The sequence below is a fragment of the Streptomyces sp. NPDC001828 genome (genome assembly GCF_042892175.1).
GTDB lineage: Bacteria > Actinomycetota > Actinomycetes > Streptomycetales > Streptomycetaceae > Streptomyces.
In genome coordinates, this window is record NZ_JBIATV010000020.1 from 38,361 (window position 1) to 64,685 (window position 26,325).

A 26,325-nucleotide genomic window follows, 5' to 3' on the forward strand; every position below is an offset into this window, starting at 1 on the left:
ATGGCGAGCGACACCACGGCCGCCGTGCCCTCCCCCGCTCCCGGGCAGGAGGGCACGGCCCCCGCCCGGGAGCGGGCCGAGGAGCGGCGCAGCCGCCGCTACCGGCGGGACGTGCGCTGGAGTCCCTACGCGCTCGTCGCGCCCTTCTTCGTGTTCTTCGCGGCCTTCGGCCTCTTCCCGCTCCTCTACACCGGCTGGGCCTCGCTGCACCAGGTCGAGCTGACCTCGCCGAACGACATGACGTGGGTGGGCCTGCGGAACTTCTCGCGGCTGCTCTCGGACGACTTCTTCTGGAACGCGCTGCGCAACACCGTCACCATCGGGATCCTCTCCACCGTGCCGCAGCTGCTCGTCGCGCTCGGCATCGCGCATCTGCTCAACTACAAGCTGCGCGGCTCGATGTTCTTCCGGGTCGCCGTGCTCACCCCGTACGCCACCAGCGTGGCGGCCGCGACCCTGGTGTTCGTGCTGCTCTTCGGGCGCGACTACGGAATGATCAACTGGGCGCTCGGGCTCGTCGGGTTCGGCCACGTCGACTGGCAGAACGGCGGCTGGTCCTCGCAACTGGCCGTCTCCACCATCGTCGTCTGGCGCTGGACCGGCTACAACGCGCTGATCTACCTGGCCGCGATGCAGGCGGTGCCGGCCGATCTGTACGAGTCGGCGGCGCTCGACGGGGCCTCGCGGTGGCAGCAGTTCCGCCACGTGACGATCCCGTCGCTGCGGCCGACGATCCTGTTCACGACGGTCGTCTCCACGATCGGCGCGACCCAGCTGTTCGGCGAGCCGCTCCTGTTCAACGGCTCCGCGGGCGCCACCGGCGGCTCCGACCACCAGTTCCAGACGCTCGGCCTGTACCTGTACGAGCAGGGCTGGGTGAATCTGCACCTGGGCCGGGCCTCGGCGATCGCCTGGGCGATGTTCCTGATCCTGCTCCTCATCGGCGCGGTGAACTGGCTCGTCTCCCACAAGTTGCGCAAGGGGATGATGAGTTGAGGACCCAGCGTGCCGGACGACAGCTGCACGGCGGCCGGCTCACCCACGCGGTGCTGATCGTGTTCACCGCCGGATCCCTTTTCCCGCTGATCTGGACGGCGGTGGCCGCGTCCCGCACCAACACCCGGCTCGCCCAGACGCCTCCGCCGTTCTGGTTCGGCTCCAACCTGTTCAAGAACCTCCAGATCGCCTGGACCGACGCCAACATGGGCACGGCCCTGCTCAACACGACGATCGTCGCGGGGTCGATCGCGGCCGGCACGGTGTTCTTCTCCACCCTGGCCGGCTTCGCCTTCGCCAAGCTGCGGTTCCGCTTCAAGAACCTGCTGCTCGTCCTGGTGATCGGCACGATGATGGTGCCGCCGCAGCTCAGCGTCGTACCGCTGTACATGCTGGTCGCCAAGCTGTCCTGGACCGACCAGCTCCAGGCCGTCATCCTGCCCACCCTGGTCAGCGCGTTCGGGGTGTTCTTCATGCGCCAGTACCTGGTGGAGGCGCTGCCCACCGAGCTGGTCGAGGCCGCCCGGATGGACGGGGCGAGCAGCTGGCGGGTGGTGTGGCACATCGTGTTCCCGGTGGCGAGGCCCGCGATGGCGGTGCTCGGGATGCTGACCTTCGTGATGGCGTGGAACGACTTCTTCTGGCCGATCATCGCGCTGACCCAGAACGGCAGCCCCACCGTCCAGGTGGCCCTCACCGGACTCGGCCGCGGCTACATCCCCGACCAGTCGGTCATCATGGCCGGCGCCCTGCTCGGCACGCTGCCGCTGCTGCTCGCGTTCGTGCTCTTCGGGCGGCAGATCGTGGGCGGGATCATGCAGGGCGCGGTCAAGGGCTAGCCCGCGCCACGGCTGGCCCCAAGTCCCCTTACTCATCAGCTCGTTGGGAGTGCCGTATGTCCGACCGCTTTCCGCCCGGGTTCCTCTGGGGCGCCGCCACCTCCGCCTACCAGATCGAGGGGGCGGCGGCCGAGGGCGGCCGCACCCCGTCGATCTGGGACACCTTCAGCCACACCCCGGGGGCGACCGCCGGCGGGGACACCGGGGACCTGGCGGTGGACCACTACCACCGGATGCGCGAGGACGTCGCGCTGATGGCGGAGCTCGGCCTCACCTCGTACCGGTTCTCGGTGTCCTGGTCGCGGGTGCAGCCCACCGGGCGCGGGCCCGCCGTCCAGCTCGGCCTGGACTTCTACCGGCGCCTGGTCGACGAGCTGCTCGACCACGGCATCGCGCCGGCCCTCACCCTCTACCACTGGGACCTGCCGCAGGAGCTGGAGGACGCGGGGGGCTGGCCGGCCCGCGACACCGCCCATCGGTTCGCCGAGTACGCGGCGCTCGTCGGGGCCGCGCTCGGCGACCGGGTCGAGCGCTGGATCACTCTCAACGAGCCCTGGTGCAGCGCGTTCTTGGGGTACGCCTCGGGGGTGCACGCGCCCGGGCGGACCGACCCGGCGGCCTCGCTGCGCGCTGCCCACCACCTCAACCTGGCTCACGGCGAGGCGACTTCGGCCCTCCGAGCGGTGCTTCCTTCGCGGAATCAGCTCGCGGTGAGCCTCAACTCGGCCGCGATCAGGCCGCTTTCGCCGGATCCGGCGGACCTGGACGCGGTGCGCAGGATCGACGACCTGGCCAACGGGATCTTCCACGGGCCGATGCTGCACGGCGCCTACCCGGCGAACCTGTTCACGGACACCGCCTCCGTCACCGACTGGTCCTTCGTGCACGACGGCGACCTGCGCGCGATCCAGCAGCCGCTCGACGCGCTCGGCCTCAACTACTACACGACCTCCCTGGTGTCGGCGGCGGACGCGGGCACGGCGAACGCCCGCGCCGACGGCCACGGGGCGAGCGCGCACTCGCCCTGGCCGGGCGCCGCCTCGGTCGCCTTCCACCAGCCGCCCGGCGAGCGCACCGCGATGGGCTGGACCATCGACCCGTCGGGCCTGTACGACCTGCTCCTGCGCTACACCAAGGAGGCGCCGGGCCTGCCGCTCCTGGTCACCGAGAACGGCGCGGCCTGCGACGACGAGCCGGGACCCGACGGCTCGGTGCACGACCCGGACCGCATCGGCTATCTGCGCGAGCACCTCGCGGCGGTGCGCCGGGCGATGGAGGCGGGTGCGGACGTGCGGGGCTATTACCTGTGGTCCCTGATGGACAACTTCGAGTGGTCGTTCGGGTACGGCAAGCGGTTCGGCGCGGTGTACGTGGATTACGAGTCTCTGGAGCGCACCCCGAAGTCGAGCGCCCGCTGGTACGCGGAGCTGGCCCGAACGGGTGAACTGCCAGCGGCGCCCGGGGCCTGACGCCACGGGAGGAACGGTCGCGGGGCGGTGCCGGGGCGGCGGACCGGGGTGCCGCCGCCCCCGTCCGCTGTTAATTTCGCGTTTATGCGCCTTGTGTCCATATATGCCCTTCATACCCTCCGGCCCGGATGCACCCTGCCCGCCCCGCGGCTCGGCTGAGCCGCGATGGGCATCCTCAAGGACCATCCGGAGCTCGCCCTCTTCCTCTGCCTCGCGCTCGGCTACCTCGTCGGCAAGCTGCGGGCGGGACCCATCACGCTCGGCGGCATCTGCGGCACCCTGATCGTGTCGCTCCTGATGGGCGCCTGGGCCAAGGTGCAGGTCTCCGGTGACGTCAAGACGGTCTTCTTCGCCCTGTTCATCTTCTCGCTCGGCTATCTCGCGGGCCCGCAGTTCTTCGCCAACCTCAACCGCGGCAGCCTGCGCTTCTTCACGCTGTGCCTGATCGAGCTGGTCTGCGTGCTCGGCATCGCGTACGGCCTGGCGAAGGCGTTCGGGCTCGACGTCGGCACCGCGTCCGGCATCCTGGCCGGCGCCGCCACCGAGTCCGCGGTCGTCGGCACCGCCACCGAGGCCATCGGCAAGCTCAGCGGCCTCAGCGCGGCCCAGGTCAGCGACTACCAGGGCCATGTGGCCACCGCGTACACGGTCTGCTACCTCTTCGGCCTCATCACCATCGTCATCTACACCAGCCAGATCATGCCGATGATGCTGCGCATCAACCTGCGGGACGCGTCCCGGCAGCTGTGGGAGAAGATGCGCGGCGGCGGGGGCGAGCACGGCCTGGAGGCCGACGAGCGCGAGGCGCTGCCGGGCCTGGTGGGCCGCACCTATCTGGTGACCCTCGCCGACGGTCGCACCATCGGCGACCTGGAGTCCTCGCTCGGCGGCCGGATCACCGTCGAGGCGCTGCGCCGCGGCAGCCGCACCATCACCCCCGAACCCCACGTCGAGCTGACCCTGTCCGACCTCGTGCTCGTGGTCGGCCGGCGGGCCAACACCATCGAGGCGGGCCGCGAGATCGGCCCCGAGACGCCCGGCATCCCCGGTCTCGACTCGCCGCTGGCCACCGCGCAGGTCGCGATGACCGAGAAGTCCGCCGACGGCAAGAGCCTCGACCAACTCCAGCGTACCCACCCGGAGTTCATCAAGCAGGGCGTGTACGTCACCGATGTGATCCGCAACGACCAGCACCTGCCCGCGACCCCGGACACCGTGCTGCGCCGGGGTGACGTCCTCACCCTGGTCGGCGCCCGCTCCGGGCTCAACAAGCTGGTCGCGAAGATCGGCGCGGTGGTCAAGAACGACGCCACCGACTTCATCTACCTGGGCCTCGGCATCGTGTGCGGCTCGCTGCTCGGTCAGGTGGTGGTCCGGGCCGGGGACATCCCGCTCTCGCTCGGCACCGGCGGCGGCTGTCTGATCTCCGGCCTCGTCTTCGGCTGGTTCCGCTCCCGCAAGCAGACCTTCGGTGCGTTCCCGCCGCAGGCCGCGACCACCCTGAAGGACATGGGCCTCGCGGTCTTCATCGCCTGCACCGGCCTCGTGTCGGGGCCGCAGGCCTGGCCGCTGCTCAAGCAGTACGGGGCGCTGCTCCCGTTCGCCGGGATCGCGATGGTGCTGATCCCCGCCACCTTGTCGCTGCTGGTCGGACGCACCCTGCTGAAGATCGAGAAGCCGCTGCTCGTCGGCGCCATCGCGGGCCAGCAGTGTTCGACGCCCGCCATCACCTCCATCACCCAGGTCGCCCAGAGCTCCGTACCGATGCTCGGCTACACCATCACGTACACGCTCTCGAACTTCCTGCTGCCCCTGACCGGCCCGGTCCTCGTCGGCGTCCTCGGAGCCTGAACATGATCGATTTCATCAACCGCAACATCTTCCATCCGCACCCCGAGCTCCTGGTGTTCGTCACCATCGCGCTGGGCTTCCTGCTCGGGAAGGTCCGCTACAAGGCGATCGGGCTCGGCGCGGTCACCGGCTGCCTCATCGTGGGCCTGTTCCTCGGCGCCCAGTTCAAGGTGCCGATCGACGCCACGGTGAAGAACCTCTTCTTCACGATGTTCCTGTTCGCGCTCGGCTACCGGGTCGGCCCGCAGTTCTTCCGCGGCCTGAAGAAGGACGGCCTGCCGCAGGTCGTCAACGCGCTGGTCGTCTGCGTCACGGGCCTGCTGGTCTCCTGGGGCCTCGCCTCGATGCTCGGGTACGGGCCCGGGCTCTCGGCCGGGCTGCTCGGCGGCGGGCTCACCCAGTCGGCCGTGATCGGCGTCGCCCAGGACGCGATCGGCAACCTGCCGGGCCTCAGCCCCGCCCAGATCAAGAGCGAGGAGAACCTCGTCGCCATCGGGTACGCGGTCTGCTACCCGCTCGGCACGGTCTGCGCCGCGCTGCTCCTCGCCTCGGTGCTGCCCCGGCTCTACCGCAAGGACCTCGCCGAGGAGAGCGCCCAGCTGGCAAAGGAGCTGGACGCGCCCGGCGACGACCCCGACATCGGCGCGGGCTACTACGAGGTGGTGCTGCGCGCCTACAAGGTGGAGCGCCCCGACATCGTGGGCCGCACCATCGACGACTTCGAGCAGCAGCAGAAGCAGCTGGGCCGCCGTGTCTACATCACGGCGGTGCGGCGCGACGGCACCGTCCTCCAGCACGACCAGCAGACGGTCCTGCACCAGGGCGACACCGTCGCCATCAGCGCGATCCGCGGCGACCTCGTCACCTACGACGCCCGCACCCACATCGGCGGCGAGAGCGACGACGTGGAACTGCTCGGCTACCAGACCGAGACCCTGCACGTGGTGGCCTCCGAGAAGGCCCAACTGGGCAGGACCATCGGCGAGTTGCGGCAGGAGCCGTTCATGGTCGGGGTGTACGTGGACAAGCTGTACCGCTCGGGCACCGAGTTCCCCTACCGGCTCTCCACGCCCGTGGAGCGCGGCGACACCCTCATCCTGACCGGGCCCAAGCGCCTGGTGGGCCCGGCAGGGAAGGCGATCGGCAAGCCGGTCCCGACCAGCTTCGCCACCGACATGGTGTGGGTGTGCCTGGGCATCTTCCTCGGCGCCCTGATCGGCATCCCGGCCCTGAAGGCGGGCGGCGTCCCGATCTCGCTCTCCACCTCGGGCGGCGCGCTGATCATGGGTCTGGTCTTCGGCTGGATCCGCTCCAAGTACCCGACGTACGGCAACGTCCCGCCCGGCGCCCAGTGGTTCATGGACACCCTCGGGCTCTGCCTGTTCATCGCGGTGGTCGGCCTCAACGCGGGGCCGGGCTTCACCAGCGGCCTGTCCACGGCGGGCTGGACACTGCTCCTGTGGGGCGTGGTGGTCACCGTCGTACCGCTGATCGTCGGCTTCCTGGTGGGCCACTACATCCAGAAGATCCGCTTCCCCATCCTGATGGGCGTCCTGGCGGGCGGCGAGACCACGACGGCGGCGTTCGGCGCGGTCAACGAGGCGTCCAGATCCCAGATCCCCACGCTCGGCTACACCATCCCCTACGCGATGAGCAACGTCCTGCTCACCATCTGGGGCGCCGTGATCATCCTCCTCAACCACTGAGACCTCAACCGCTCACGTACGTAAGGAAGTTCCGTGCCCAAGACCACCTTCACCCGTGAGGAAATCCAGTCCTTCGCCCAGCTCTCGCCGTTCGAGCTGAAGGACAAGTTCATCCAGATCGCCCAGGCGGTACAGGAGGACGAGCCCGGCCAGAAGGAGAAGTCGGCGCGGCAGATGCTGAACGCCGGCCGCGGCAACCCGAACTGGGTGGCCACCGGCCCCCGCGAGGCCTTCTACGCCCTCGGCTACTTCGCCCTGTCGGAGTCCCGCCGGGTGTGGACCGCCGACAACCTGGGCGGGATGCCCGAGAAGCAGGGCGCGGCCGGCCGCTTCGACTCCTATGTGCGCCAGCACCCGGACCTGCCCGGCATCGAGCTCCTGGAGCGGTGCATCGCGTACGCCGTCGAGCGCTTCGGCTTCGACCGGGACGAGTTCGTGCACGAGCTCACCGACAGCTCGATCGGCGACAACTACCCGGTGCCGGACCGGATGCTGGTGCACGCCGAGAAGGTCGTGCGCGGCTACCTCGCCGACGAGATGTTCGACAAGCGGCCGCCGCAGGACACCCTGTCGCTGTTCGCGACCGAGGGCGGCACGGCCGCCATGTGCTACATCTTCGACTCCCTGATGAAGAACGGCGTCCTGAAGAAGGGCGACCGCATCGCCCTGATGGTGCCGGTGTTCACGCCGTACATCGAGATCCCCGAACTCGACACCTACGAGTTCGACGTGGTGCGCGTCGAGGCGAGCCTGTTCACCGAGACCGGGGTGCGCGAGTGGCGCTATCCCGCCGAGGAGGTCGCCAAGCTCGCCGACCCGAGCGTGAAGCTGGTGTGCCTGGTCAACCCGTCCAACCCGCCCTCGCTCGCGCTGAGCGACCGGGTCACCCAGCAGATCAAGGACATCGTGGCCGGGCCGAACCCGAATCTGCTGATCGTCACCGACGACGTGTACGGCACGTTCGTGGAGGACTTCCGCTCGATCGCCGCCGAGGTGCCGCGCAACACCCTGCTCGTCTACTCGTACTCCAAGCACTACGGCTGCACCGGCCACCGGCTCGGGGTGATCGGGCTGCACGACGACAACGTGATCGACGAGCTGATCGCCGCGCTGCCGCAGTCCGAGAAGGACCGCCTGGACAAGCGGTACGGGACGCTCAGCCTGGAGCCGTCCAAGATCCGGTTCATCGACCGGCTCGTCGCCGACTCGCGGCAGGTCGCCCTCAACCACACGGCGGGCCTGTCGCTGCCCCAGCAGGTGATGATGACCCTGTTCTCGCTCTTCGACCTCCTGGAGGAGGGCCAGGCGTACAAGCACCGCATCCGCGCGATCGTCAACCAGCGGCTCGAACTCCTCCTGGAGGGAGCCCAGATGAAGATCGCGGACGATCCGAAGCGGGCCGGGTACTACATCGAGCTCGATCTGCTCGCCGAGGCCGAGCGCGTCCACGGCAAGGACTTCGCGGCCTTCCTGGAGAAGAACTACGAGCCCGTCGACCCGCTGTTCCGGCTCGCCGAGCAGACCAGCGTGGTGCTGCTCAACGGCGGTGGCTTCGAGGGCCCCGAGTGGTCGGTGCGGGTCTCGCTCGCCAACCTCGACGACCTGGACTACCTGAAGATCGGCCACCATCTGCGGGCGATCTTCAACGACTACGCGGAGGAGTGGCGGACGTCGCGGGTCTGAGGCGGGGCCCGCTCCCGCCTCCCGTCGCACCGGGCGGGCGCGGGCCTTGAACCTCACGCGGCGTGAGGATGCACAGTGGCCGTATGAGCGAATCCACCTGGAAGGTGGGCCCCCTTGCCGAGGCGAGCGGGCTCACCGTCCGCACGCTGCACCACTGGGACACCATCGGCCTGCTGTCCCCGTCCCGCCGCACTGCGGGCGGGCACCGGGAGTACACCGAGGACGACATCGAACGCCTCTACCAGGTGCTCGCCCTGCGCAGCCTGGGCCTCGGTCTCGACACCGTCGCCCGCTGCCTGGACTCGGGCCTGGATCCGGCGCGGGTCCTGCGCGACCACCGCGAGAGCGTCGAGGCCCACCTCGCGGCGCTCGCCACCCTGCGCGACCGCCTCGTGCACATCGAGGACGAGCTGGCGGACGGCCGGCCCCCGACGACCGCCGCGGTCCTCGACGCGCTGCGCGCCACCGGCGCCGCGGAAGGGGCGGTGCGCCGCCACCTCGACGACGACCAGATGCGCGCGCTCGGCCGGCACGGCGCGGCGGCCGGGCCGGCCGCGCACTACCTCCTGGAGGTCGAGTGGCCCGAACTGTACCGGCGGGCCGAGGAGTTGAGGTCCGCCGGCACCGATCCGACCGATCCCCGGGTACGCGCCCTGGTGGCCCGGATGGACGAGCTGAGCGCCCTGTTCAGCGGCGGCGACCGGGCGCTCTCCACCGGCGTACGGGCCGCGTGGCGCGAGGACCCGGCGGCCCTGTCCGGCGACGCGTCGGCACGGCCGGGCCAGTGGGACCCGCTCATGGACTATCTGGAGGCGGCACGGTGAAGGAGATGAAGGTGAACCGGTACTCGCTCCTGCCGTTCCTGCTGGTCGTGGTGCCGCTGGTGTGCGTGCTCGCGGCGTTCGGGGTGATCGGGTGGGGCGTGGTGGCCGCGGTGGTGGTGGCGGTCGCCGTCCTGGCCCTGGTGGCCCGGGCGTCCACGCGCTGAGGCGCCCCGGCCGACGTGGGGGAAGGTGCGCACCGGCCGGGACGCTGGTTCAGCGAGGCCCGAAGGCCTTTCCTCTGGGGTTACTTGTAGGCGCCGAAGGCCTTGGTGAAGGCGAGCGGCTCCTGGGCGATCGAGGAGCAGGTCGGGTCGGCGGAGTCCTTGGCGCCGCCGGGGCACTGCTGGTCACGGGCGGCGGACCACATGGCGAGCCAGGCCAGCCCCTTGGACTTCGCGAAGTCCACGAGCTTGGTGGCGTCGGCGACGGTGAACTTCTCGACGTTGACGTCGTTGACGCCGATCATCGGGGTGACCGCGACGGCCTTCCAGGCGGCGGCGTCCGACAGACCCAGAACTCCCTTGATCTGGGCCTGGGTTGCCGTGGCGGCCTGGATCGCGTAGTCACCCATGTTCCCGCTGTAGGAGGGCCCGTAGTCCATCGCCATGATGTTCACGGCCGAGACCTTGACGCCGTTCTTCTTGGCGTCGGCGACGAGGTCGACACCGGGCTGGGTCAGGCCCTCCGGCATCACGGGCAGCGTGAACGAGACGTCGAGCCCGGGGTGGGACTGCTGGAGCTTCGCGATGGCCTGGGCGCGGCGGGCGTTGGCGCCGGTGTCGGGCAGGGCCGCGCCCTCGATGTCGAAGTCCACCTTGGTGAGCTTGTACGCGTCGATGACCTTGCCGTACGCGGCGGCCAGCTCGTCGGCGCTCTTGCAGACCAGACCCAGCTCGGAGCCGGAGGCACCGCCGAAGGAGACCCGGACGTCACCACCCTTGGCGCGCAGCGCGCCGATCTGCGAGGCGACCTTGTCGCCCGGCAGGTCGGTGACGCCGCCCCACAGCGGGGCGCAGCCGCCGCCCGAGGTCACGAAGGCGAGGTTGAACTGCTTCACGCCGGTCTTGTCGGCGGTGCCCGCGAGGTCGTACGTCGGGTAGAGCGAGGTGTCGACGTACGGGGCGAACCCGGCGCCGCTCGCCGTGCCGCCGCCTCCGGAGGGCGTCTTGCTCGGGGTGGGTATCGCGGTGGCCGGCTTGGAGGGCTGCGCGGTCGGCTTGGTGGTGGGCTTGGTGCTCGCCGACTGGGAGGGCTTCGCGGTGGGCTGCCCGGTGGGGCGGCCGCTGGGCTGCGGGGTGGCGCCGGTGTCGACCGAGCACTTCTCCTGGTCGATGAGACAGCCGGTCGGGTCGCCCGCGGTGCCGCTCGCGGAGGTGACGAAGCCGACGGTCACGGACTTGCCCGGGGCGAGGCCGGCCTTGTCCCAGCTCGGGGGCTTCACCGTCACGTGCTGGCCCTTGACGGTCTGGTCGCCGTTCCAGAGGGAGGCGAGGGTGGTGCCTGCGGGCAGGTCGAACTCCAGGGTCCAGTCGGAGAGCGCCTTGCCGGTGTCGTTGGTGATGACGTACTGCCCGGTGTAACCACCGGTCCAGCTGCTGGTCTTGGTGTACGCCGCGCCGATCGAGGCGGCCTGGGCGGTGCCGGTGAGCGCGAAGGCTCCGCCGCCGACGACCGCCGCGGCGACGAGGCCGCCGATCACCTTGGTCTTGCCGCTCGCCCTGCGCCGGTGCGTACTGGTGCCCATGCCGTGCCTGCCTCTGCGTTGCGGGGTTTTCTGGGGGTGCGGGCAGCACGCTAGCCCGGGGGATTCGGACAAATGCCCTGTCCTGGGCGGGGCTTGGGGATCTTAGGTTCCCCTTAAGGATCCGATCGGGAGAGGTTAAGCCCGGCCTCCCTGGGGGGGTTGCCCACCCTCCCGCCCGTGCGGCGGGTTGAATCGGCTGAGCCCTGGGGCTGCGCCCCAGACCCCCTGCGGGGGCTCCGCCCCCTGCACCCCCGTCCGCGCCTGAACGGCGCTCGTCCTCAAACGCCGGACGGGCTGAGGTTGCCCGGTGCTGGCCCGCACCGGGCATTTAGGGGCGCGGGGAACTGCGCGACCAGCCACGCACGGTGGACGGACGAAAACGGGGTCAGGGGCGCGGGGAACTGCGCGAACGGCCCCTACGGCCCGCGGACGAAGGCGGGTTTAAGGGGCGCGGGGAACTGCGCGAAAGGCCACGACGGGCCGCAGGCGGGCCGAGGGGGCCCGGGGCGCGGCCCCGGAGGCATCCGAGGGGCTAGGCCGACACGCCGCGGCGGCGGAGGCGGTGGCTTCGGCGGGTCGGGGCGGGCCGCCCCAGGCCGATCCAGAGGCGGACCTCCGTCCCGCCCAGGACGGAGTGGCCGATCCGGACGTCCCCGCCCGTCGACTCCGCGACACGGCGGACGATGTCGAGGCCGAGCCCCGTCGAGCCGGGCCGCCCCCCGCTGTTGCCCCGCGCCATCGCCGCCCGGGGATCCGCGATCCCGGGCCCCGCGTCGGAGACGAGCACGATCACCGCGTCCTCCCCGTTGTGGACGTCCACCGAGAACGCCGTCCCCTCCGGCGTGTGCCGGAACACGTTGCCGAGCAGCGCGTCGAGCACGGCCACGAGGTCGGGCCGGGCGACCGGGATGCGGACCGGCCGGTCCACCCCCGCGAGCCGCACCTCGCGCCCCTCGTCCTCGGCGAGCGCGGACCAGAACTCCATCCGCTCCAGGATGACTTCGCAGGCGTCACAGCCCGCCCCCGGCCCGGCCGGCTGCGTCTTCGGCTTCGCCTCGCGCGCCGTGCGGATGATCGTGTCGACCTCCCGCTCCAGCTGCTCGACCGCCGCCCGGGTCTGGTCGGCCGCGGGGCCGTCCCCGAGGGAGGCCGCGTTCAGCCGGAGCACGGTGAGCGGGGTGCGCAGCCGGTGCGAGAGGTCGGCCGCCAACTCCCTTTCGTTGGCGAGGAGTTGGACCACCTGGTCGGCCATCGAGTTGAACGCGACGGCCGCCGAGCGCAGTTCGGTGGGCCCCTCCTCGGGCACCCTCGCCCCGAGCTTGCCCTCGCCGAGGTCCTGCGCCGCGCCAGCGAGCCGCTGGGCCGGGCGGACCATCCGTACGCCGAGCCGGTCGGCGACCGCGACGGAGCCGATGATCAGGCCGATGCCGACGCCCGCGAGGACCAGCCAGGCCGTCGCGACGCCGTTGGTGACCTCGGCCTCCGGCACGAAGACCTCGACGATGGCGATCTGGCCGGAGCTCAGCGCGGTCGGCTGGAGCAGCGTCGAGCCGCCCGAGACGTCCGAGATCGAGGCCCTGATGACCTTCCGGGTCGCTTCGAGGTCCTTGGTCGCGGCCCGCTGCGTGCCGATGTCCACCGGCGCGCTGCCCGGCACGGCCGGATCCGCCGGGACGTGCACCGCCATCCGGCCCTCGGCGCCGGACTGGGTGGAGGCGACGGCCCGCTCCAGGGCGTCGCGGTCGGTGGTGATGGACAGCGTCGGCCCGATCGCCGCGGCCTGCCGTTCGGCGTTGGTGAACGCCCGGTCGCGGGCCATCTCCTTGATGACCATGCCGAGCGGCACCGCGAAGGCGACCACGACCATCACGGTGACGGCGAGACAGACCTTGACCAGCGCCCACCTCATCGCGGCGGCTCCAGCTTCACGCCGACACCCCGCAGGGTATGCAGATAGCGGGGCCGGGCCGCCGTCTCGCCCAACTTCCGCCGCAACCAGGACAGATGGACGTCGATGGTCTGGTCGTCGCCGTACGACTGCTGCCACACCTCGGCGAGCAGCTCCTTGCGCGGCACGACCACACCGGGCCGCCCGGCGAGGAAGGCGAGCAGGTCGAACTCGCGCCGGGTCAGGTCGAGGCGTACGCCGTCGAGCTCGGCCTGGCGGCGCAGCGGGTCGACGCGGAGGCCGCCGACCTGGAGCACCCGCGAGGGCGGTTCGGCCCCGGCCGTGGCGCGCGCCCGGCGCAGCACGGCGGCCATCCGCGCGGAGAGGTGCTCCACGGAGAACGGCTTGGTGAGGTAGTCGTCGGCGCCGTCGTTGAGCAGCCGTACGATCTCCGTCTCGTCGTCCCGCGCGGTCGCGATGATCACCGGTACGTCGGTGATTCCGCGCAGCATCTTCAGCGCCTCGGACCCGTCCAGATCGGGCAGGCCGAGGTCCAGGATGACCACGTCGAAACGGAGATGGGCCACTTCGCGCAGCGCCTCAAGTGCCGTGCCGACGCTCCGTACCGTGTGGGAGGCCTCGGTGAGGTGGCGGATGAGGGCGGAGCGGACAAACTGGTCGTCCTCGACCACGAGCACACTTGCCATGGCCCGCACCGTACGCCATCCGGAGGAGCGCGGTCCCCCGTGGGAGTGGAGTCGGCGCTGGTGGGACACGGGTGGGGCTCGTGGTGCAGTATGGCCCGGATGCACAGAGGACTCGTACACGGTTTGGCGTGGTCGCTCGCTACCGGAGCTTCGGTGACGCTCTCCTGGTGGGGCGTCCACACGGTGATGGCCGGTACGGCGTACGACCCGCCCCGCGCGCTGCCGATCAGCGGCGACGCGCGCGTGAACCAGAGCTCGTCGCCGGACGCGTCGTCGACCCGGCGCCCCAAGGAGACCCCGCCCCCGACGCCCCCCGCCGCCTCGCAGAAGCCGTCCAAGAGCACGGGGAGCGGGAAGCCGTCGGGCAGCCGAAGCCCCTCGTCCGAAGCGTCCGGGAACAAGTCGCCCGGCACGTCGGGCAGTTCGGGCGATCCGGCCAATTCCGGCGCGGTGCAGGGGTACAACGTCGCGGGCGGCCGGGTCGTCTTCGACCTCGGGGACACCTCGGCCCAGCTGGTGTCGGCGACGCCCGCGTCCGGCTGGCGCATGGACCGCTGGATCCAGACCGAGTGGATACGGGTCACCTTCACGCGCGGCAGCGAGACGGTGTCGGTGTTCTGCACCTGGAACGGCCATCCGCCCTCGGTGGAGATCAACAACACCTGACCGGGCGGGTCGGACTCAGACTCAGACTCGGGCTCGGGCTCGGGCTCGGGCTCGGGCTCAGCGGAACGCGGAGGCGGGCGGGGCCGGTGAGGGCTTCGCGCTCGCGTCGCTCACCGCGACCGCCCCGCCGGTGAAGTCGGCCAGTTCCCGCCCGTGCTGTACGCGCCCGGGGTGCGGGTCGCCCGCGATCCGCCGGGTCAGCTCGGCGACGGGCAGCGGCACGGCCGAGCACACGAGCACCGCGTTCCCGAACCGCTTGCCGCGCAGCACCGTCGGGTCGGCGGCGAGGGCCAGCTCGGCGAACACCCCGGCGGCGGTGGCGATCTGGCCCCGCAGATGCGCGAGCGGCGGCCCGTCGGCGAGGTTCGCGGCGTACGTACCGCCGGGCTTCAGCACCCGGCGCACGTCGTTGAGGAACTCGGTGCTGGTCAGATGGGCCGGGGTGCGGGCCCCGCTGAACACGTCCGCGATGACGAGGTCGGCCCAGGCGTCGGGGAGCTTGGCGAGCCCGGCCCGCGCGTCACCGCCCCGCACCCGGATCCGGGCCCCGGGATCGAGCGGCAGCTCCCGGCGCACGAGCTGGACCAGCGCGGCGTCGAGCTCCACGACCTGCTGGGTGGAGCGGGGCCGGGTGGCCGCGATGTAGCGGGCGAGCGTGAAGGCGCCGCCGCCCAGGTGCAGCACGTTCAGGGCCTGGCCGGCCGGGGCGGCGAGGTCGATGACGTGGCCGAGGCGGCGCTGATACTCGAAGGTCAGCCGGTCCGGGGCTTCGAGGTCCACATGGGACTGGGGCGCCCCGTCGAGCAGCAGCGTCCACCCGCCGGTGCGGTCCCGGTCGGGTATGAGTTCGGCGAGGCCGCCGTCCACGGTCTCGACGACGGGCTCGGGCCCGCGCCGCCTGCTGCTCTTCGCCATCCGGCCATTATCGACCGCCCGGGCGGCTGCCGCCCTCCCGGGCCCCGGCGGCCTCAGCGGCCCTCGGCCTCGCGGATCCCGTCGGCGGCCTCGATCATCCGGGCCGCCTCGCCGAGGGCCGCGCGCAGCAGGCCCGGATCGGTGACCTCGGTGGTGTTCGGCGGCAGGAGCCAGCCGGAGCCGGTGACGGGGGGCTCGACGGGCAGGCCCTCGATGCGCAGCCCGCGCCCGTTGGTCTCCGTACAGGCGCTGCCGGGCACGTCCCAGGCGGCGGCGGTGCCGGACGGCACCAGGAAGCCGAGGGTGTCGCAGGTCCCGTCGTGCAGGACGGGCCCCACGGCGGCCGGGGCGGCGGCGCGGCGGATGATGTCGACGGCCTCAAGACCCTGCCGGGCGGGCACGGTCACCAGGTCGCAGGGCTCCTCCGCGTCGCCGCACGCGGCGGCCGGCGGGGCGCTCGCCTGCGGCGAGTGCGGATGACGGACGGTCGTCGTCTGCGTACCGGAGACGGTGAAGTCGAGGTCGGTGTCGGTGTTCACGCAGTCCTCCAACAAGGCAAGCCCTCCGCGTCGCGCGGTGTTCTGGTGCTCTCCACCCGGTTCAACGCCCTTGCGCGTCAAGGGGAACGGCGGCACGCCGCCGCAAAGGATGGCAGTTCATGGCGGATCGTGGGTGAGATATCCGTTTTGTAGGCAAACACTGTGTGAACGGCCCGTCACAGCAGGTACGTTCTTGCTCCGCATCACCCCGCCAGAGAGAGCTGTCAAGCCATGGCGTCGTCACCAGATCCCCAGGCCGAGCCCCGGGTGAACAAGCGGACCCCGCAGAGTCCGGGCCGGCTCGCGCGGGAACCCAACCTGGCCTTCCGGCAGTTGAGGGGCGCCCGCTCGCCGGGAGAGTTCGCGGCCGCGGTCCGCCGGGCCGCCCGCGAGATCGGCGAGCAGGTCGCCTGCGACGCCCGCTACATCGGGCGCGTGGAGAACGGCGAGATCCGCTGTCCCAATTACGCCTACGAAAGGGTCTTCCGGTACATGTTCCCGGGTTTGACCCTTGCGGATCTGGGGTTCTCGGCGAGAGAAACGGTACGAGGGCGGGGGGCGCGGCCGGCCTCCGGCACGGCGTCCCTGCTGCACCTCGCGCCCCGCCCCGCCGCCCCACCCCCGCACGACTCGTCCCACCACCACCAGAACCACGAGGAGAGCGACGTGCTGCGTCGCGCATTCATGACGGGCTCCACCGCCACCGTGGCGGCCGTCTCGCTGGGCCTCGGCCCGGCAACCGCCCGTGCCGTCCAGCGCGTCGGCGAGGCCGAGGTGAGCGCCGTCGAAGAGGCGGTGCGCAGGATCAGACTGCTCGACGACCGGCACGGCGCGGACGGCCTGTACCAGCGGGCCGCCCAGCCGCTGCGCACGGCCTACGCCCTGCTGGACGCCAGCGCCTCCCGCCCCGCCACACAGGAGCGGCTGCACACCGGGGCCGGTGAACTGGCCATCTCCGTCGGCTGGTTGGCGCACGACTCGGGCCGCTTCGGCGAGGCGCGCTCGCACTACGCGGAGGCGCTCGCCACGGCCCGCCTCGCCGGCGACCCGGGCCTTGAGGCGCACGCGTTCTGCAACATGTCGTTCCTGGCCCGGGACATGGGCCGGCCGCGCGAGGCGATGCGGGCGGCGCAGGCGGGCGAGCGGGCGGCCCGCGCGCTCGGCTCGCCGCGGCTGACGTCCCTGCTCGCGCTGCGCGAGGCCGGCGGCTGGGCGGGGCTCGGCGACCGCTCGGCGTGCGAGGAGTCGCTCTCGCGGGCACTCGCCCAGTTCGCGCGGGGCGCCTCGGACGCCGACCCGGAGTGGATGTCCTTCTTCGTGGAGGCCGAGCTGGAGATGCTCCAGGCGCAGTGCTGGTCGGCGCTCGGCGACTGGTCGCGGGCGGCCCGCCACGCCCACCGCGCGGCCTCGCTGCAGGATCCGCACTTCGCCCGCAACCTGGCCCTGTACCGGGCCGAGCTCGCCGACGACCTCGCCCGGGCGGGCGCGCCCGCCGAATCGGCGGCGGCCGGCCAGGCGGTCCTGGACCTCCTCAGCCAGGTCCAGTCCACCCGGATCCAGGCGATGCTGGCCGACACGTCCCGCATCCTGGCCCCCCACCGGGCGTCCCCGGAGGTGGCCGCCTTCCTGGAACGCCGGGCGGCGGTGGCGGTGTAACCCTCGGGGCTCCGCCCCGAACCCCGGAATTTGGCCCCTCCCCGCCCCTTCCCTCAACCCTCCGGGGGTGAAAAGGGGTGGGCGGGCTCTCCGGGGCTGCGCCCCGGGCCCCTGAACGCACGGTTCGGCTGCGGACCGTGCGTGGCCGGTCGCGCAGTTCCCCGCGCCCCTGAAGGCCCTGGTGCCGGCCAGCATCAGGGCATTTCAGCCCGCCCGGCTGACCAGTGCGGGCCCATGCGGGCCCCTTCAGCCCGCCCGGCATTTGAGGACGAGCGCCCTTAAGGCGCGACGGGGGTCTGGGGGCGGAGCCCCCAGGGTCCCTCAGCCTCGGGGAGGAACCCCCAGCGGTACACGAGGGAGCCGCACCCCCACCTGCTCACCGCTCAAGGTGCCCCGTGTCGTTCCACCGCTCGACCGCCGGCTCCCCGTACGCCCACCCCAGTACCGAAAGCGACGTCGGGTCGAGGCGGATGCGGGCCGCGAACGAGACGTCCTCGCCCAGCCAGCGCGCCGCGATCACCCGCAGGATGTGCCCGTGGGCGAACACCAGCACGTCCCGCCCGGCAGAGCGCGCCCACGCCACCACCTCGTCCGCCCGCGCCGAGATCTCCGCCAGGGTCTCCCCGTCCGGCACCCCGTCCCGCCAGATGAACCAGCCGGGCCGCACCGCCTGGATCTCGGGCGGCGCCATGCCCTCGTACGCGCCGTAGTCGTACTCCATGAGCGCGTCCCACGGCTCGGCCCGCTCGCCGAACCCCGCGAGCTCGCACGTCTCGGCGGCCCGCACGAGCGGACTGGTGCGCACCTCCACGCCGGGCAGTCCGCCCCACGGCTCCCGGTGCAGCCGCTCACCGAGCAGCTTCGCGCCGCGCCGGCCCTCCTCCAGGAGGGGGATGTCGGTCCGGCCGGTGTGCTTGCCCGCGAGCGACCACTCGGTCTGCCCGTGCCGGGCCAGCAGGATGCGCGGTGCGGCGGCTGCCATGGGTGTTCTCTCCCGATCCGTACGAAATGTTCCATAACCATCATCGCGCACCTCCGGAAGCAACCAGGAGCCGGACCTGGGCGTCTGACCCCAACGCCGGGGTGCTGCGTGCATGCGATCACTTACACCGTACGGTTGAACGCACGTCGAAAACCCGGAGGCCCCCAGCGGGCAGCCCGAGGACCAGTTGGGGGAACCTGCCGGATGCAGCCGCCGCAGCACGCCACGCGACCGCGCTGGTGGACCGAACTCCCACTCATCGCGCTCATATACGGGGTGTACACGCTCGGCCGGCTGATCGTACGCGGCGACGAGGCGCGGGCCGTCGAGCACGGCCTGTCCATCCTGAACCTGGAGAAGACGCTCCACCTCAACGCCGAGCACCCGCTGAACAGGCTGTTCACGCACACCCCGGCCCTGGGCATACCCGCCGACTTCATCTACGCCTCGCTGCACTACGTCATCACCCCGGCCGTCCTGATCTGGCTGTTCCGCCGCCGCCCCACCCAGTACCGGGCGGCCCGCGGCTGGCTGATGACCTCGACCCTGCTCGGCCTGATCGGCTTCACCTTCCTGCCGACCTGCCCGCCCCGGCTGCTCCCGGCGGTGTACGGCTTCACCGACACGATGGCCCAGTACAGCTCGCACGGCTGGTGGGGCGGCGAGGCCAGCGCGCCGCGCGGGCTCGGCGGCATGACGAACCAGTTCGCCGCGATGCCCAGCCTGCACGTCGGGTGGGCCCTGTGGTGCGGGGTGATGCTGTGGCGGTTCGGCGGCAGCCGGATCACCCGGATCGCCGCCGTCGCCTACCCGCTGACCATCACCTTCGTGGTGATGGGCACGGCCAACCACTACCTGCTCGACGCGGTCGCGGGCGTCGCCGTGATGGGCCTCGGCCTGCTGCTCTCCCGCCCCCTGCTGCGCTTCGCGGAGCGCGTACGGACCCGCTTCGCACCGGCCTCTTCCGCCACCGGCGCCTCGATTGTCAGTGCCGGATGCGAGACTTCGGCGGGTGAGCGAATCCCTGGGCAGCGGACCTCCTCCGACACCCGAGCAGAAGCCGACGACGGCGCTCCGTCGAAGGCTCGCTGAACTGCGCGGCCCGGCCACCCCGGCCCGGCCGCTCGACGCGCGGGCGCTCGCGGCCCTCGCCGCGAACCCGGGCTGCCGCAGACGCGCGATCCTGGACGGCGCGGGCGTGGACAAGGGCGCGCTCGCCGAGGCGATCGGCTCGCCGTCGGCGGCCTTCGGCCAGTCCCAGTTCGCCTTCATGCGCGGCAACGCCTTCGAGGCGAAGGTGAAGGGCGACGGCGGCACCGAGCTGCTGCGCCTGCTGCACGAGCGGATGGGCGCGGGCGCCGAGCCGCCGGGACAGGCCTCGACACCCGATCTCGCGGCGGCCGGCCCCGAGGGCCGCGCGGCCCGCACCTCGCTCGCCCTGCGCGAGGCCACCGAGGCCGGGGACTGGGCGCTGCTCGACCATCCGATGCTGGCCCTGGAGGTCGCCGGCTCCCCCGCCTACCTGGAGCCGGACGCGGTGGTGGTCCACCCCGACGGCCGCTGGACGGTCGTCGAGATCAAGTCCTTCCCCATGATCGACGCGGCGGCCGACGCGTCGAAGGTCGGCGCGGCCGCCCGCCAGTCCGCGGTGTACGTGCTCGCCCTCGAACGAGTCGCGGCCCTGACCGAGGGCGCCTCGGTCGACCATTCGGTGCTCCTCGTCTGCCCCAAGGACTTCTCCAACCTGCCGACCGCCTCCGTGGTCGACGTACGCAAGCAACTGTCGGTGACGCGGCGGCAGTTGACGCGTCTGGCCCGGATCGAGGACATCGCGGACGAGCTGCCGCCGGGCACCACGTTCGACCTCGACGGCCAGTCCGGCGCGGCCCTCGCCACGGCGGTCGAGGCCGTTCCCGCGGTGTACGCGCCGGAGTGCCTGGCCGCCTGCGAGCTGGCCTTCCACTGCCGGGGCCGGGCCCGCGACGAGGGCACGGTGACCGCGCTCGGCCGCGCGCTGCGGGGCGAGCTCGGCTCCCTGACGACGGTCGGCGAGGTCCTCTCGGCCGCGCGCGGCGAGTCGGGCGACCCGGCGGACCCGACCGTGGCCGCGGTGCGCCGCGCGGCCGCCCTGCGCGCGGAGGCGGGTGCCCCGTGTCGCTGATCGCCACCCTCGCCCGCCTGGAGGCCGTCGAGTCCGGCCGCGCCCAGCCGCTGACCACCGTCCGCCACCGCCACCTGAGCGAGCGGCCCCTCGTGTTCGTGCCGCTCACCACGGCGGGCGAGGCGGGCGCCCCGCTCGGCGCCCTGGTCGGCACCGACCGCGACGCCCCGGCCCTGCTCGTGGTCCCCCAGCCCCGCGACCGCGATCTGCGCTTCACGTTCCTGGCCGACCTCGCCGAAGCCGTACTGCCGTACCTGGACGCGTACGCCGACGACATCGAGCTCACCGAGCGCTCCGAGACCGATCCGGAGACGGGCAAGAAGACCAAGGTCGAGGTCGAACTGTGCGCGGACGCGCCGCAGTTGATCGTCCCCGGCCGGGCCGGCGTCGACTTCGTCCGCCTCCTCGGCCGCTCGATGCGCTTTCGCCGCACCGCCGAGCAGGACCCGGAAGCGCCGTATCCCGCGCCGCCCCGCGTCCCGCTCCTCGGCCGCTGGTTCACGCACTACGCCGAGCGTGCCCGCACCCCCGGGGCCGCCCTGCTGCTGGCCGCGACCGACCTCCTGGGCCGGCACTGGGCGACCGGCCAGTCCAGCCTGGAGGACCAGCACCTGGGCGCCCTGCTCGCCTGGATCGACCCGCCCGACGGGGAGTCCGGTGCCGAGGCCGCGCTGCGGGCCGAGCTGGCGCGGGACGCCGACGGCCAGCTGCTCTGCCCGCCGGCCGGCCCGGCCACCGACCCGGCGTTCGACAACCGGCTGCTCGCCCCCGCCGTGGAGCGCTACGACCGGGCCCGCCAGGCCTTGCAGGCGGCCGAGGACGGCCTGGCCGCAGACGACCGCCTCGGTCAACTGACCGCCGCCGAGCGGGAGATCCGCCGTCTGCTCGCGGCCCAGCTCATGCCGACCTGGTCCGCGGTGTGGCACGCCCTCGACCTGCTGCGGGAGCTTCCCGAGGGCGAGCGGGCGGCCGCGCGCTGGACCAGCGACCGCTGGTCGTTCACCGGCCACCGCGACCGCGTCACCGCGGGCGAGCCGCCCCAGCCGCGCCGCGACGACGCGGTGACGGCCGCCACCAAGCTGCTGCGCCGCGAGCGCGCCCAGGCCGAGCTCGAAGCGGGCGAGGCGCTCGACGACCCGCTGGTGATGGCGGGCCGAAGGCTCGCGGGCGAGGCGTTCGCGGGCGAGGTCGTCGAGGTGACCCCGGCCTGGTCGGAGTCCAAGCGCCCCAGCCCCCGCCCCCTGCTGACCCTGCGCACGGACGACGCCCCGCACCTCGCCGAGGGCGCGAAGGTGTACCGGACGCTCGACGGCAAGCCGCAGAAGGCCGAGTTCGTGACGTACGAGCCGGGCGGCGCCCTCGTGCTGCGCGTCCTGGACAAGATGGGGCGCGCCAAGGATCCGGTGCCCGGCTCCGTCCCCGAGAAGGGCGACCGGATCTGCTGGACGCTGTTCGAGCACGAGCAGCGCGGCGCCCCCAAGCTGCCCGACCCGGAAGCCACCCCCTGGACGCACGGCGGGCCGCCCGGCTCCGCCACCGCGGAACAGCCCGACGCGCCGACCCCCGAGGATCTCCTGTGACCGTCTTCGATCCCGGGGCGGCGGCGACCGCGGCCACCGAGGCGATCCTCGCCGACACCCTGCACGGCTCGGCGCGCGGCGTCGTCGTGGACTCGCCGCCGGGCGCGGGCAAGTCCACGCTCGTGGTGCGCGCGGCGCTCGAACTGGCGGCGGCGGGGCGCCCGTTGATGGTGGTGGCGCAGACCAACTCGCAGGTCGACGACCTGGTGGTACGCCTCGCCGAGAAGGCCCCCGAGCTGCCGGTCGGCCGGCTGCACAGCAGCGACAGCGACCCGTACGACAAGGCCCTCGACGAGCTGGAGAACGTGCGGAAGTCGTCGAAGGCGGGTGATCTCGCGGGGCTCGACGTGGTGATCTCGACGGCCGCGAAGTGGGCGCACGTGAAGGACGTCGAGCCCTGGCGGCACGCGATCGTGGACGAGGCGTACCAGATGCGCTCCGACGCGCTGCTCGCGGTGGCCGGGCTTTTCGAGCGGGCGCTGTTCGTGGGCGACCCGGGCCAGCTCGACCCGTTCGCGATCGCCGACGCCGAGCAGTGGGCGGGGCTTTCCTACGATCCCTCGGCGAGCGCGGTCTCCACCCTGCTCGCGCACAACCCGGAGCTGCCGCAGCACCGGCTTCCGGTGTCCTGGCGGCTCCCGGCGTCGGCGGCCCCGCTGGTGTCGAACGCGTTCTATCCGTTCACCCCGTTCCGCAGCGGCACCAACCACGGCGACCGGCGGCTCGCCTTCGGCGTCGCCTCGGACGGCTCGGCGCCGGACCGCGCGCTCGACGAGGCGGCCGAGTCGGGCTGGGCCCTGCTCGAACTGCCGGCCCGGCACACCCCGCGCACCGACCCGGAGGCGGTCCGCGCGGCCGCCCAGGTCGTACGCCGCCTCCTGGACCGGGGCGGAGCGGCGACCAGCGAGCGCTCCCCCGACCCGGCCCCGCTCACCGCGGACCGGATCGCGGTCGGCACCGCACACCGCGACCAGGCCGCCGCGATCCGGGCGGCGCTCGCGGAGCTGGGCGTGAGCGGAGTGGCGGTCGACACGGCGAACCGGCTCCAGGGAAGGGAGTTCGACGTGACGGTCGTCCTGCACCCCCTGTCGGGCCGCCCGGACGCGACGGCCTTCCACCTGGAGACGGGCCGCCTGTGCGTCCTGGCCTCCCGCCACCGCCACGCCTGCATCGTGGTGTGCCGCGCGGGCGTGACCGACCTCCTGGACGACCACCCCTCGACGGAACCGGTCCAGCTGGGCGTCACGGTGAAGTTCCCGGACGGGTGGGAGGCGAACCACGCGGTCCTGGCCCACCTCGCCGAACACCGGGTCCTCTGGCAGCCCTGACCGAACGCGCACGGCCGCCCGGCCTGCCCCGAGTGCGCGGGCGCCTCGGGGCAGAGGGCACCGGAAGGCCCCCTTGCGCGGGGGCGGGACAATGGACGGTGGCCCGGGCGCCCCGGAGCCAGAGCGTCGACCTGCCCGTGGGAGGACAGACATGCCGGAGAACGAGCGGAAAGAGGAGCGGCAGCGGCTGAGGCCGGCGCCGTTGCTCTTCGAGCCTTCCGAGGCCACCGCCGACCCGGAGCACTTCTTCGACCTGGAGTCCATGGAGGACCCCCGGGCGCTCCTGACCCGCTCGACCGAGCTGGCCCTGGCCTTCCGGGCCGCGGCGGACCGGGCGGTCGAGTTCCAGGCGATCGCGGCGGCGCAGCTCGCCGACCCCCGCCGCTTCGACCGGCTGACCCCCGCCGACGTGGCGGAGCGGGCCCAGTGGACCGAGGACTACGCGAAGAAGATGATCGAGTTCGGCCGCGACCTGCTGCGCGGCGGAGACGTCCCCTAGGCCGGAGGGCCGGCCGCAAGGCCCGGGACCGCCCGTCCGGCGCTCTCGCGACCACGGGCCCGGGGCATATGCCGGAGCGCAAGATACGCCCTCCCGCCCCGCCCTGTCCCGGTTTCCGCCAAGCAGCCGGAGACGGACGCGGCGGCCCGGTAGACGTAGAGCATGAGCAGCGACAACGGCAGGGGAAGCGGCGACCACGGGACGGCGACGGGCGGCGGCCCGCTGACGGCGGTCGGCCGCCGTGGGGTGGCGGCCGGGGGCCAGGAGGAGCTCGACATCTTCCGGCTCCTGCGCGACGAGGGCGGCCATCAGGTCGGCGAGGTGACCGCGGCCGGTGCCGCCTGGCTGTCCTCCGCGGCCACCCATCCGCGCAGCACCCTCGCCCTCTGGGAGGGCCGCCCGACCGCGCCGGGCGTGCTGCCCTGCGGCACGGTCTTCGACGTCGTGAACGTCCCCTCGATGTTCGGGCGCCGCATGCTCGACCACCTGTGGGCCGCGGGGCCCGGCTCGGGCCCGGTGGCGGTCCACCGGGGGCGGATGCTCCTGTTCGCCGCCCCCGGCACCGCGCAGCGCCTGCCCTCGCTCCTGGAGTGGGAGGAGTGGCACGGCTCGGACGTCCCGGTCCCGCCGCTCCTGTGTCACGGCCCGGGCGACGCCGTCACCGTCCCGGCGCTGGTCCGCCCGGACCGGGAGAACACGGGCTCGGCCCGCTGGCTGGTGGCCCCCGACACCCGCCGCCCCTGGCTGCCGGGCCCCGACGTACTGCTCTGGGCCTGTGTCCGGGCCGCCAGGAACGAGCCCGCGGACGCTCCTCGCATATCGATTTTTCCTCGCGCGGATCAGGATGCTAATGTCTACGACGTCAGCAGGCGCCGCTAGCTCAGTTGGTTAGAGCAGCTGACTCTTAATCAGCGGGTCCGGGGTTCGAGTCCCTGGCGGCGCACAGACGGAAGAAGCCCCTCGCGAAAGCGGGGGGCTTCTTCGTGTTCCGACGGGCCGGCCTCAGTGCGAGATCTTGACCGTCCAGGCGCCCGACTTCGTGCGGCCCTCGGCCTCGATCCGGATGCCCTCGCCGGGCACGGTGAACGTCTCGCCGAGCGCGATGGGCGCGTCCGCGAGCGCCGGGTAGACCGACCTCTCCCAGCACGCCTCGGTGTCCGGGTGCGCGTCGAGCACCTCGACCGGGCCGCCGCCGGAGCCCGACCCGCTGCGGACCCGGTAGACGAGCAGGCCCTGGTCGCAGCTGGCCCGGTCCAGGCCGCCCGAGTCGCGTACCTCGATCGCGATCGCCCGGTCCTCGCCGGTGCGGACCACCGCGAGGCGCTTGCCCGCGAGGCCCGCCTTCGCGGGCGACGCGGACAGCGGCTCCAGGGTGAACCGGCTCGTGCCGTCGCCCGTCACACAGGTGACCTCCTGCCGGTCGAGCCAGCCCAGCTTCCACTTCTGCCAGCCGAACAGGTCGGGTGCCGTGCCGAACTGACTGCCCATCACATCCCAGTCGCCGACGTAGGTGTCCCAGTCGCCGTTCTTGCCGTCCTGCGGCCGGTGGTAGAGGTCGGGCAGGTCGAAGACGTGCCCGGTCTCGTGGGCCAGCACGTTGCGGTCCGGCGGGTGGTGCTCGAAGACGGTCACGACCCGGTTGATGTCCCGCCCGTCGGCGCTCACCGGCCGGTCGAAGTTCACGACCTTCGTGGCGTCCGAGTCGACGCCCGGCGCGTCCGGGTCGGCGACCAGGTAGACGATGTCGTACTTCGAGAAGTCGGTGGTCGGGTCGGCCGCCTTGATCGCGTCCAGCAGATAGCGGGTGCGCTGGGCCGGGTCCCAGTCACGCTGTATGCGGTACGAGGTCGAGGCGGCCGGTATCCGCACCCAGCGGCGCTGCGGCTCGGCGTTCAGGCGGAACTTGCCGTACGAGGCCTGCTCGAAGAAGCGGCTGGTGGCGGGGAAGTAGTCGGCGGCCAGGTCCTCGGGAGCGGTGGCCGGCTTCGAGTCCGGGAAGGACAGGAAGACCATGACCGCGTTGAGGGTGTGGACCGGGCGGGGATAGGCCCGGTTCCAGGTGTCCACGCCGAGCGAGTGGTGGGCGTCGGTCCTCGGCAGGGCGCACGGCATGGCCGAGTTCACCGCGACGGCGGGCCCCGACACCAGCGAGATGGCGGCGAGCGCCGTGAGGGAGGTGAGCGCCGCCACGGCTCCGCGCAGCCGGACACGCTCCACTCCCCCGGGTGTCTGCTGACGCTGCACGTCGACCTCCGGGAGCGGGATGCGGAACATCCCGCCCACTTTGTGCAG

General features: G+C 72.5%; 23 protein-coding genes and 1 tRNA gene. 17 read left to right on the plus strand and 7 right to left on the minus strand.

The window, feature by feature from the left end; all coding sequences use genetic code 11:
- The 8 genes from ACFYZA_RS37740 to ACFYZA_RS37775 all read left to right on the plus strand — a co-directional run bounded on the left by ACFYZA_RS37740 (nucleotide 1) and on the right by ACFYZA_RS37775 (nucleotide 9,532).
- Nucleotides 1–996, plus strand: coding sequence for a carbohydrate ABC transporter permease (locus ACFYZA_RS37740; RefSeq protein WP_382598078.1), 996 nt, complete (start codon nucleotides 1–3; stop codon nucleotides 994–996).
- Nucleotides 954–1,835 carry a carbohydrate ABC transporter permease gene (locus ACFYZA_RS37745; protein WP_382598132.1) on the plus strand — a complete coding sequence of 294 codons (882 nt, stop codon included), beginning with the start codon at nucleotides 954–956 and terminating at the stop codon, nucleotides 1,833–1,835. The genes ACFYZA_RS37740 and ACFYZA_RS37745 overlap by 43 nt, the downstream gene beginning before the upstream one ends.
- 56 nt (nucleotides 1,836–1,891) lie before the next feature.
- A complete protein-coding gene (locus tag ACFYZA_RS37750; protein WP_388494848.1) occupies nucleotides 1,892–3,304 on the plus strand; it encodes a GH1 family beta-glucosidase in 1,413 nt (470 codons plus the stop codon).
- Between the two features lie 165 nt (nucleotides 3,305–3,469).
- Entirely contained in the window at nucleotides 3,470–5,155 is a 1,686-nt protein-coding gene (aspT, locus tag ACFYZA_RS37755) for an aspartate-alanine antiporter (protein WP_388494849.1), read from the plus strand.
- 2 nt (nucleotides 5,156–5,157) lie between these two features.
- Nucleotides 5,158–6,861, plus strand: coding sequence for an aspartate-alanine antiporter (gene aspT, locus ACFYZA_RS37760; protein ID WP_388494850.1), 1,704 nt, complete (start codon nucleotides 5,158–5,160; stop codon nucleotides 6,859–6,861).
- 33 nt (nucleotides 6,862–6,894) lie between these two features.
- The gene (locus tag ACFYZA_RS37765; RefSeq protein WP_388494851.1) at nucleotides 6,895–8,544 is read left to right on the plus strand and encodes a bifunctional aspartate transaminase/aspartate 4-decarboxylase; all 1,650 of its coding nucleotides are present in this window, start codon (nucleotides 6,895–6,897) and stop codon (nucleotides 8,542–8,544) included.
- A gap of 83 nt (nucleotides 8,545–8,627) precedes the next feature.
- On the plus strand, nucleotides 8,628–9,368 hold the full coding sequence (locus ACFYZA_RS37770) for a MerR family transcriptional regulator (RefSeq protein WP_388494852.1): 741 nt from the start codon (nucleotides 8,628–8,630) through the stop codon (nucleotides 9,366–9,368).
- An 11-nt stretch (nucleotides 9,369–9,379) separates the two neighbouring features.
- The gene (locus ACFYZA_RS37775; RefSeq protein WP_382598065.1) at nucleotides 9,380–9,532 is read left to right on the plus strand and encodes a hypothetical protein; all 153 of its coding nucleotides are present in this window, start codon (nucleotides 9,380–9,382) and stop codon (nucleotides 9,530–9,532) included.
- A gap of 80 nt (nucleotides 9,533–9,612) precedes the next feature.
- Here the strand turns inward: ACFYZA_RS37775 and ACFYZA_RS37780 are convergent, their stop codons facing one another.
- From ACFYZA_RS37780 to ACFYZA_RS37790, 3 genes are all read right to left on the minus strand, one after another.
- A complete protein-coding gene (locus tag ACFYZA_RS37780; RefSeq protein WP_388494853.1) occupies nucleotides 9,613–11,112 on the minus strand; it encodes a cellulose binding domain-containing protein in 1,500 nt (499 codons plus the stop codon).
- A gap of 532 nt (nucleotides 11,113–11,644) precedes the next feature.
- A complete protein-coding gene (locus tag ACFYZA_RS37785; RefSeq protein ID WP_382598061.1) occupies nucleotides 11,645–13,021 on the minus strand; it encodes a sensor histidine kinase in 1,377 nt (458 codons plus the stop codon).
- Nucleotides 13,018–13,707, minus strand: a complete 690-nt coding sequence (locus ACFYZA_RS37790) for a response regulator transcription factor (protein ID WP_382598059.1) — start codon at nucleotides 13,705–13,707, stop codon at nucleotides 13,018–13,020. Before ACFYZA_RS37790 ends, ACFYZA_RS37785 begins: the two co-directional genes overlap by 4 nt.
- A 153-nt stretch (nucleotides 13,708–13,860) precedes the next feature.
- On the opposite strand from ACFYZA_RS37790, the gene ACFYZA_RS37795 reads away from it, so the two are divergent.
- On the plus strand, nucleotides 13,861–14,373 hold the full coding sequence (locus ACFYZA_RS37795; protein ID WP_388494854.1) for a hypothetical protein: 513 nt from the start codon (nucleotides 13,861–13,863) through the stop codon (nucleotides 14,371–14,373).
- A gap of 57 nt (nucleotides 14,374–14,430) precedes the next feature.
- Here ACFYZA_RS37795 and ACFYZA_RS37800 read toward each other — a convergent pair whose 3' ends face one another.
- Nucleotides 14,431–15,288 (minus strand): spermidine synthase, encoded by an 858-nt coding sequence (locus ACFYZA_RS37800; protein ID WP_388494855.1) that lies wholly within the window; start codon nucleotides 15,286–15,288, stop codon nucleotides 14,431–14,433.
- Between the two features lie 53 nt (nucleotides 15,289–15,341).
- A complete protein-coding gene (locus ACFYZA_RS37805; protein ID WP_382598053.1) occupies nucleotides 15,342–15,827 on the minus strand; it encodes a hypothetical protein in 486 nt (161 codons plus the stop codon).
- 231 nt (nucleotides 15,828–16,058) lie between these two features.
- Here ACFYZA_RS37805 and ACFYZA_RS37810 point away from each other — a divergent pair, with 231 nt between their 5' ends.
- Complete coding sequence (locus ACFYZA_RS37810; protein ID WP_382598051.1) at nucleotides 16,059–17,483, plus strand: hypothetical protein; 1,425 nt, start codon at nucleotides 16,059–16,061, stop codon at nucleotides 17,481–17,483.
- 376 nt (nucleotides 17,484–17,859) lie between these two features.
- On the opposite strand, the gene ACFYZA_RS37815 is transcribed toward ACFYZA_RS37810, so the two are convergent.
- Nucleotides 17,860–18,465 (minus strand): histidine phosphatase family protein, encoded by a 606-nt coding sequence (locus tag ACFYZA_RS37815; protein WP_382592270.1) that lies wholly within the window; start codon nucleotides 18,463–18,465, stop codon nucleotides 17,860–17,862.
- 204 nt (nucleotides 18,466–18,669) lie between these two features.
- Here ACFYZA_RS37815 and ACFYZA_RS37820 point away from each other — a divergent pair, with 204 nt between their 5' ends.
- From ACFYZA_RS37820 to ACFYZA_RS37850, 7 genes are all read left to right on the plus strand, one after another.
- Nucleotides 18,670–19,557: a phosphatase PAP2 family protein gene (locus ACFYZA_RS37820; protein ID WP_388494856.1), complete on the plus strand. Its 888-nt coding sequence runs from the start codon at nucleotides 18,670–18,672 to the stop codon at nucleotides 19,555–19,557.
- Nucleotides 19,478–20,626, plus strand: coding sequence for a hypothetical protein (locus ACFYZA_RS37825; protein WP_388494857.1), 1,149 nt, complete (start codon nucleotides 19,478–19,480; stop codon nucleotides 20,624–20,626). Before ACFYZA_RS37820 ends, ACFYZA_RS37825 begins: the two co-directional genes overlap by 80 nt.
- A complete protein-coding gene (locus ACFYZA_RS37830; protein WP_388494858.1) occupies nucleotides 20,617–22,206 on the plus strand; it encodes a hypothetical protein in 1,590 nt (529 codons plus the stop codon). Before ACFYZA_RS37825 ends, ACFYZA_RS37830 begins: the two co-directional genes overlap by 10 nt.
- The gene (locus tag ACFYZA_RS37835; RefSeq protein WP_382592259.1) at nucleotides 22,203–23,534 is read left to right on the plus strand and encodes an AAA domain-containing protein; all 1,332 of its coding nucleotides are present in this window, start codon (nucleotides 22,203–22,205) and stop codon (nucleotides 23,532–23,534) included. The genes ACFYZA_RS37830 and ACFYZA_RS37835 overlap by 4 nt, the downstream gene beginning before the upstream one ends.
- Nucleotides 23,535–23,685: 151 nt before the next feature.
- Nucleotides 23,686–24,033: a hypothetical protein gene (locus tag ACFYZA_RS37840; protein WP_382592256.1), complete on the plus strand. Its 348-nt coding sequence runs from the start codon at nucleotides 23,686–23,688 to the stop codon at nucleotides 24,031–24,033.
- Nucleotides 24,034–24,195: 162 nt separating this feature from the next.
- Nucleotides 24,196–24,912, plus strand: coding sequence for a bifunctional DNA primase/polymerase (locus ACFYZA_RS37845; RefSeq protein WP_388494859.1), 717 nt, complete (start codon nucleotides 24,196–24,198; stop codon nucleotides 24,910–24,912).
- Nucleotides 24,903–24,976: transfer RNA gene (locus ACFYZA_RS37850), tRNA-Lys, on the plus strand. Before ACFYZA_RS37845 ends, ACFYZA_RS37850 begins: the two co-directional genes overlap by 10 nt.
- A 59-nt stretch (nucleotides 24,977–25,035) precedes the next feature.
- On the opposite strand, the gene ACFYZA_RS37855 is transcribed toward ACFYZA_RS37850, so the two are convergent.
- A complete protein-coding gene (locus ACFYZA_RS37855; RefSeq protein ID WP_388494860.1) occupies nucleotides 25,036–26,307 on the minus strand; it encodes a M6 family metalloprotease domain-containing protein in 1,272 nt (423 codons plus the stop codon).
- Between the last annotated feature and the right edge of the window lie 18 nt (nucleotides 26,308–26,325).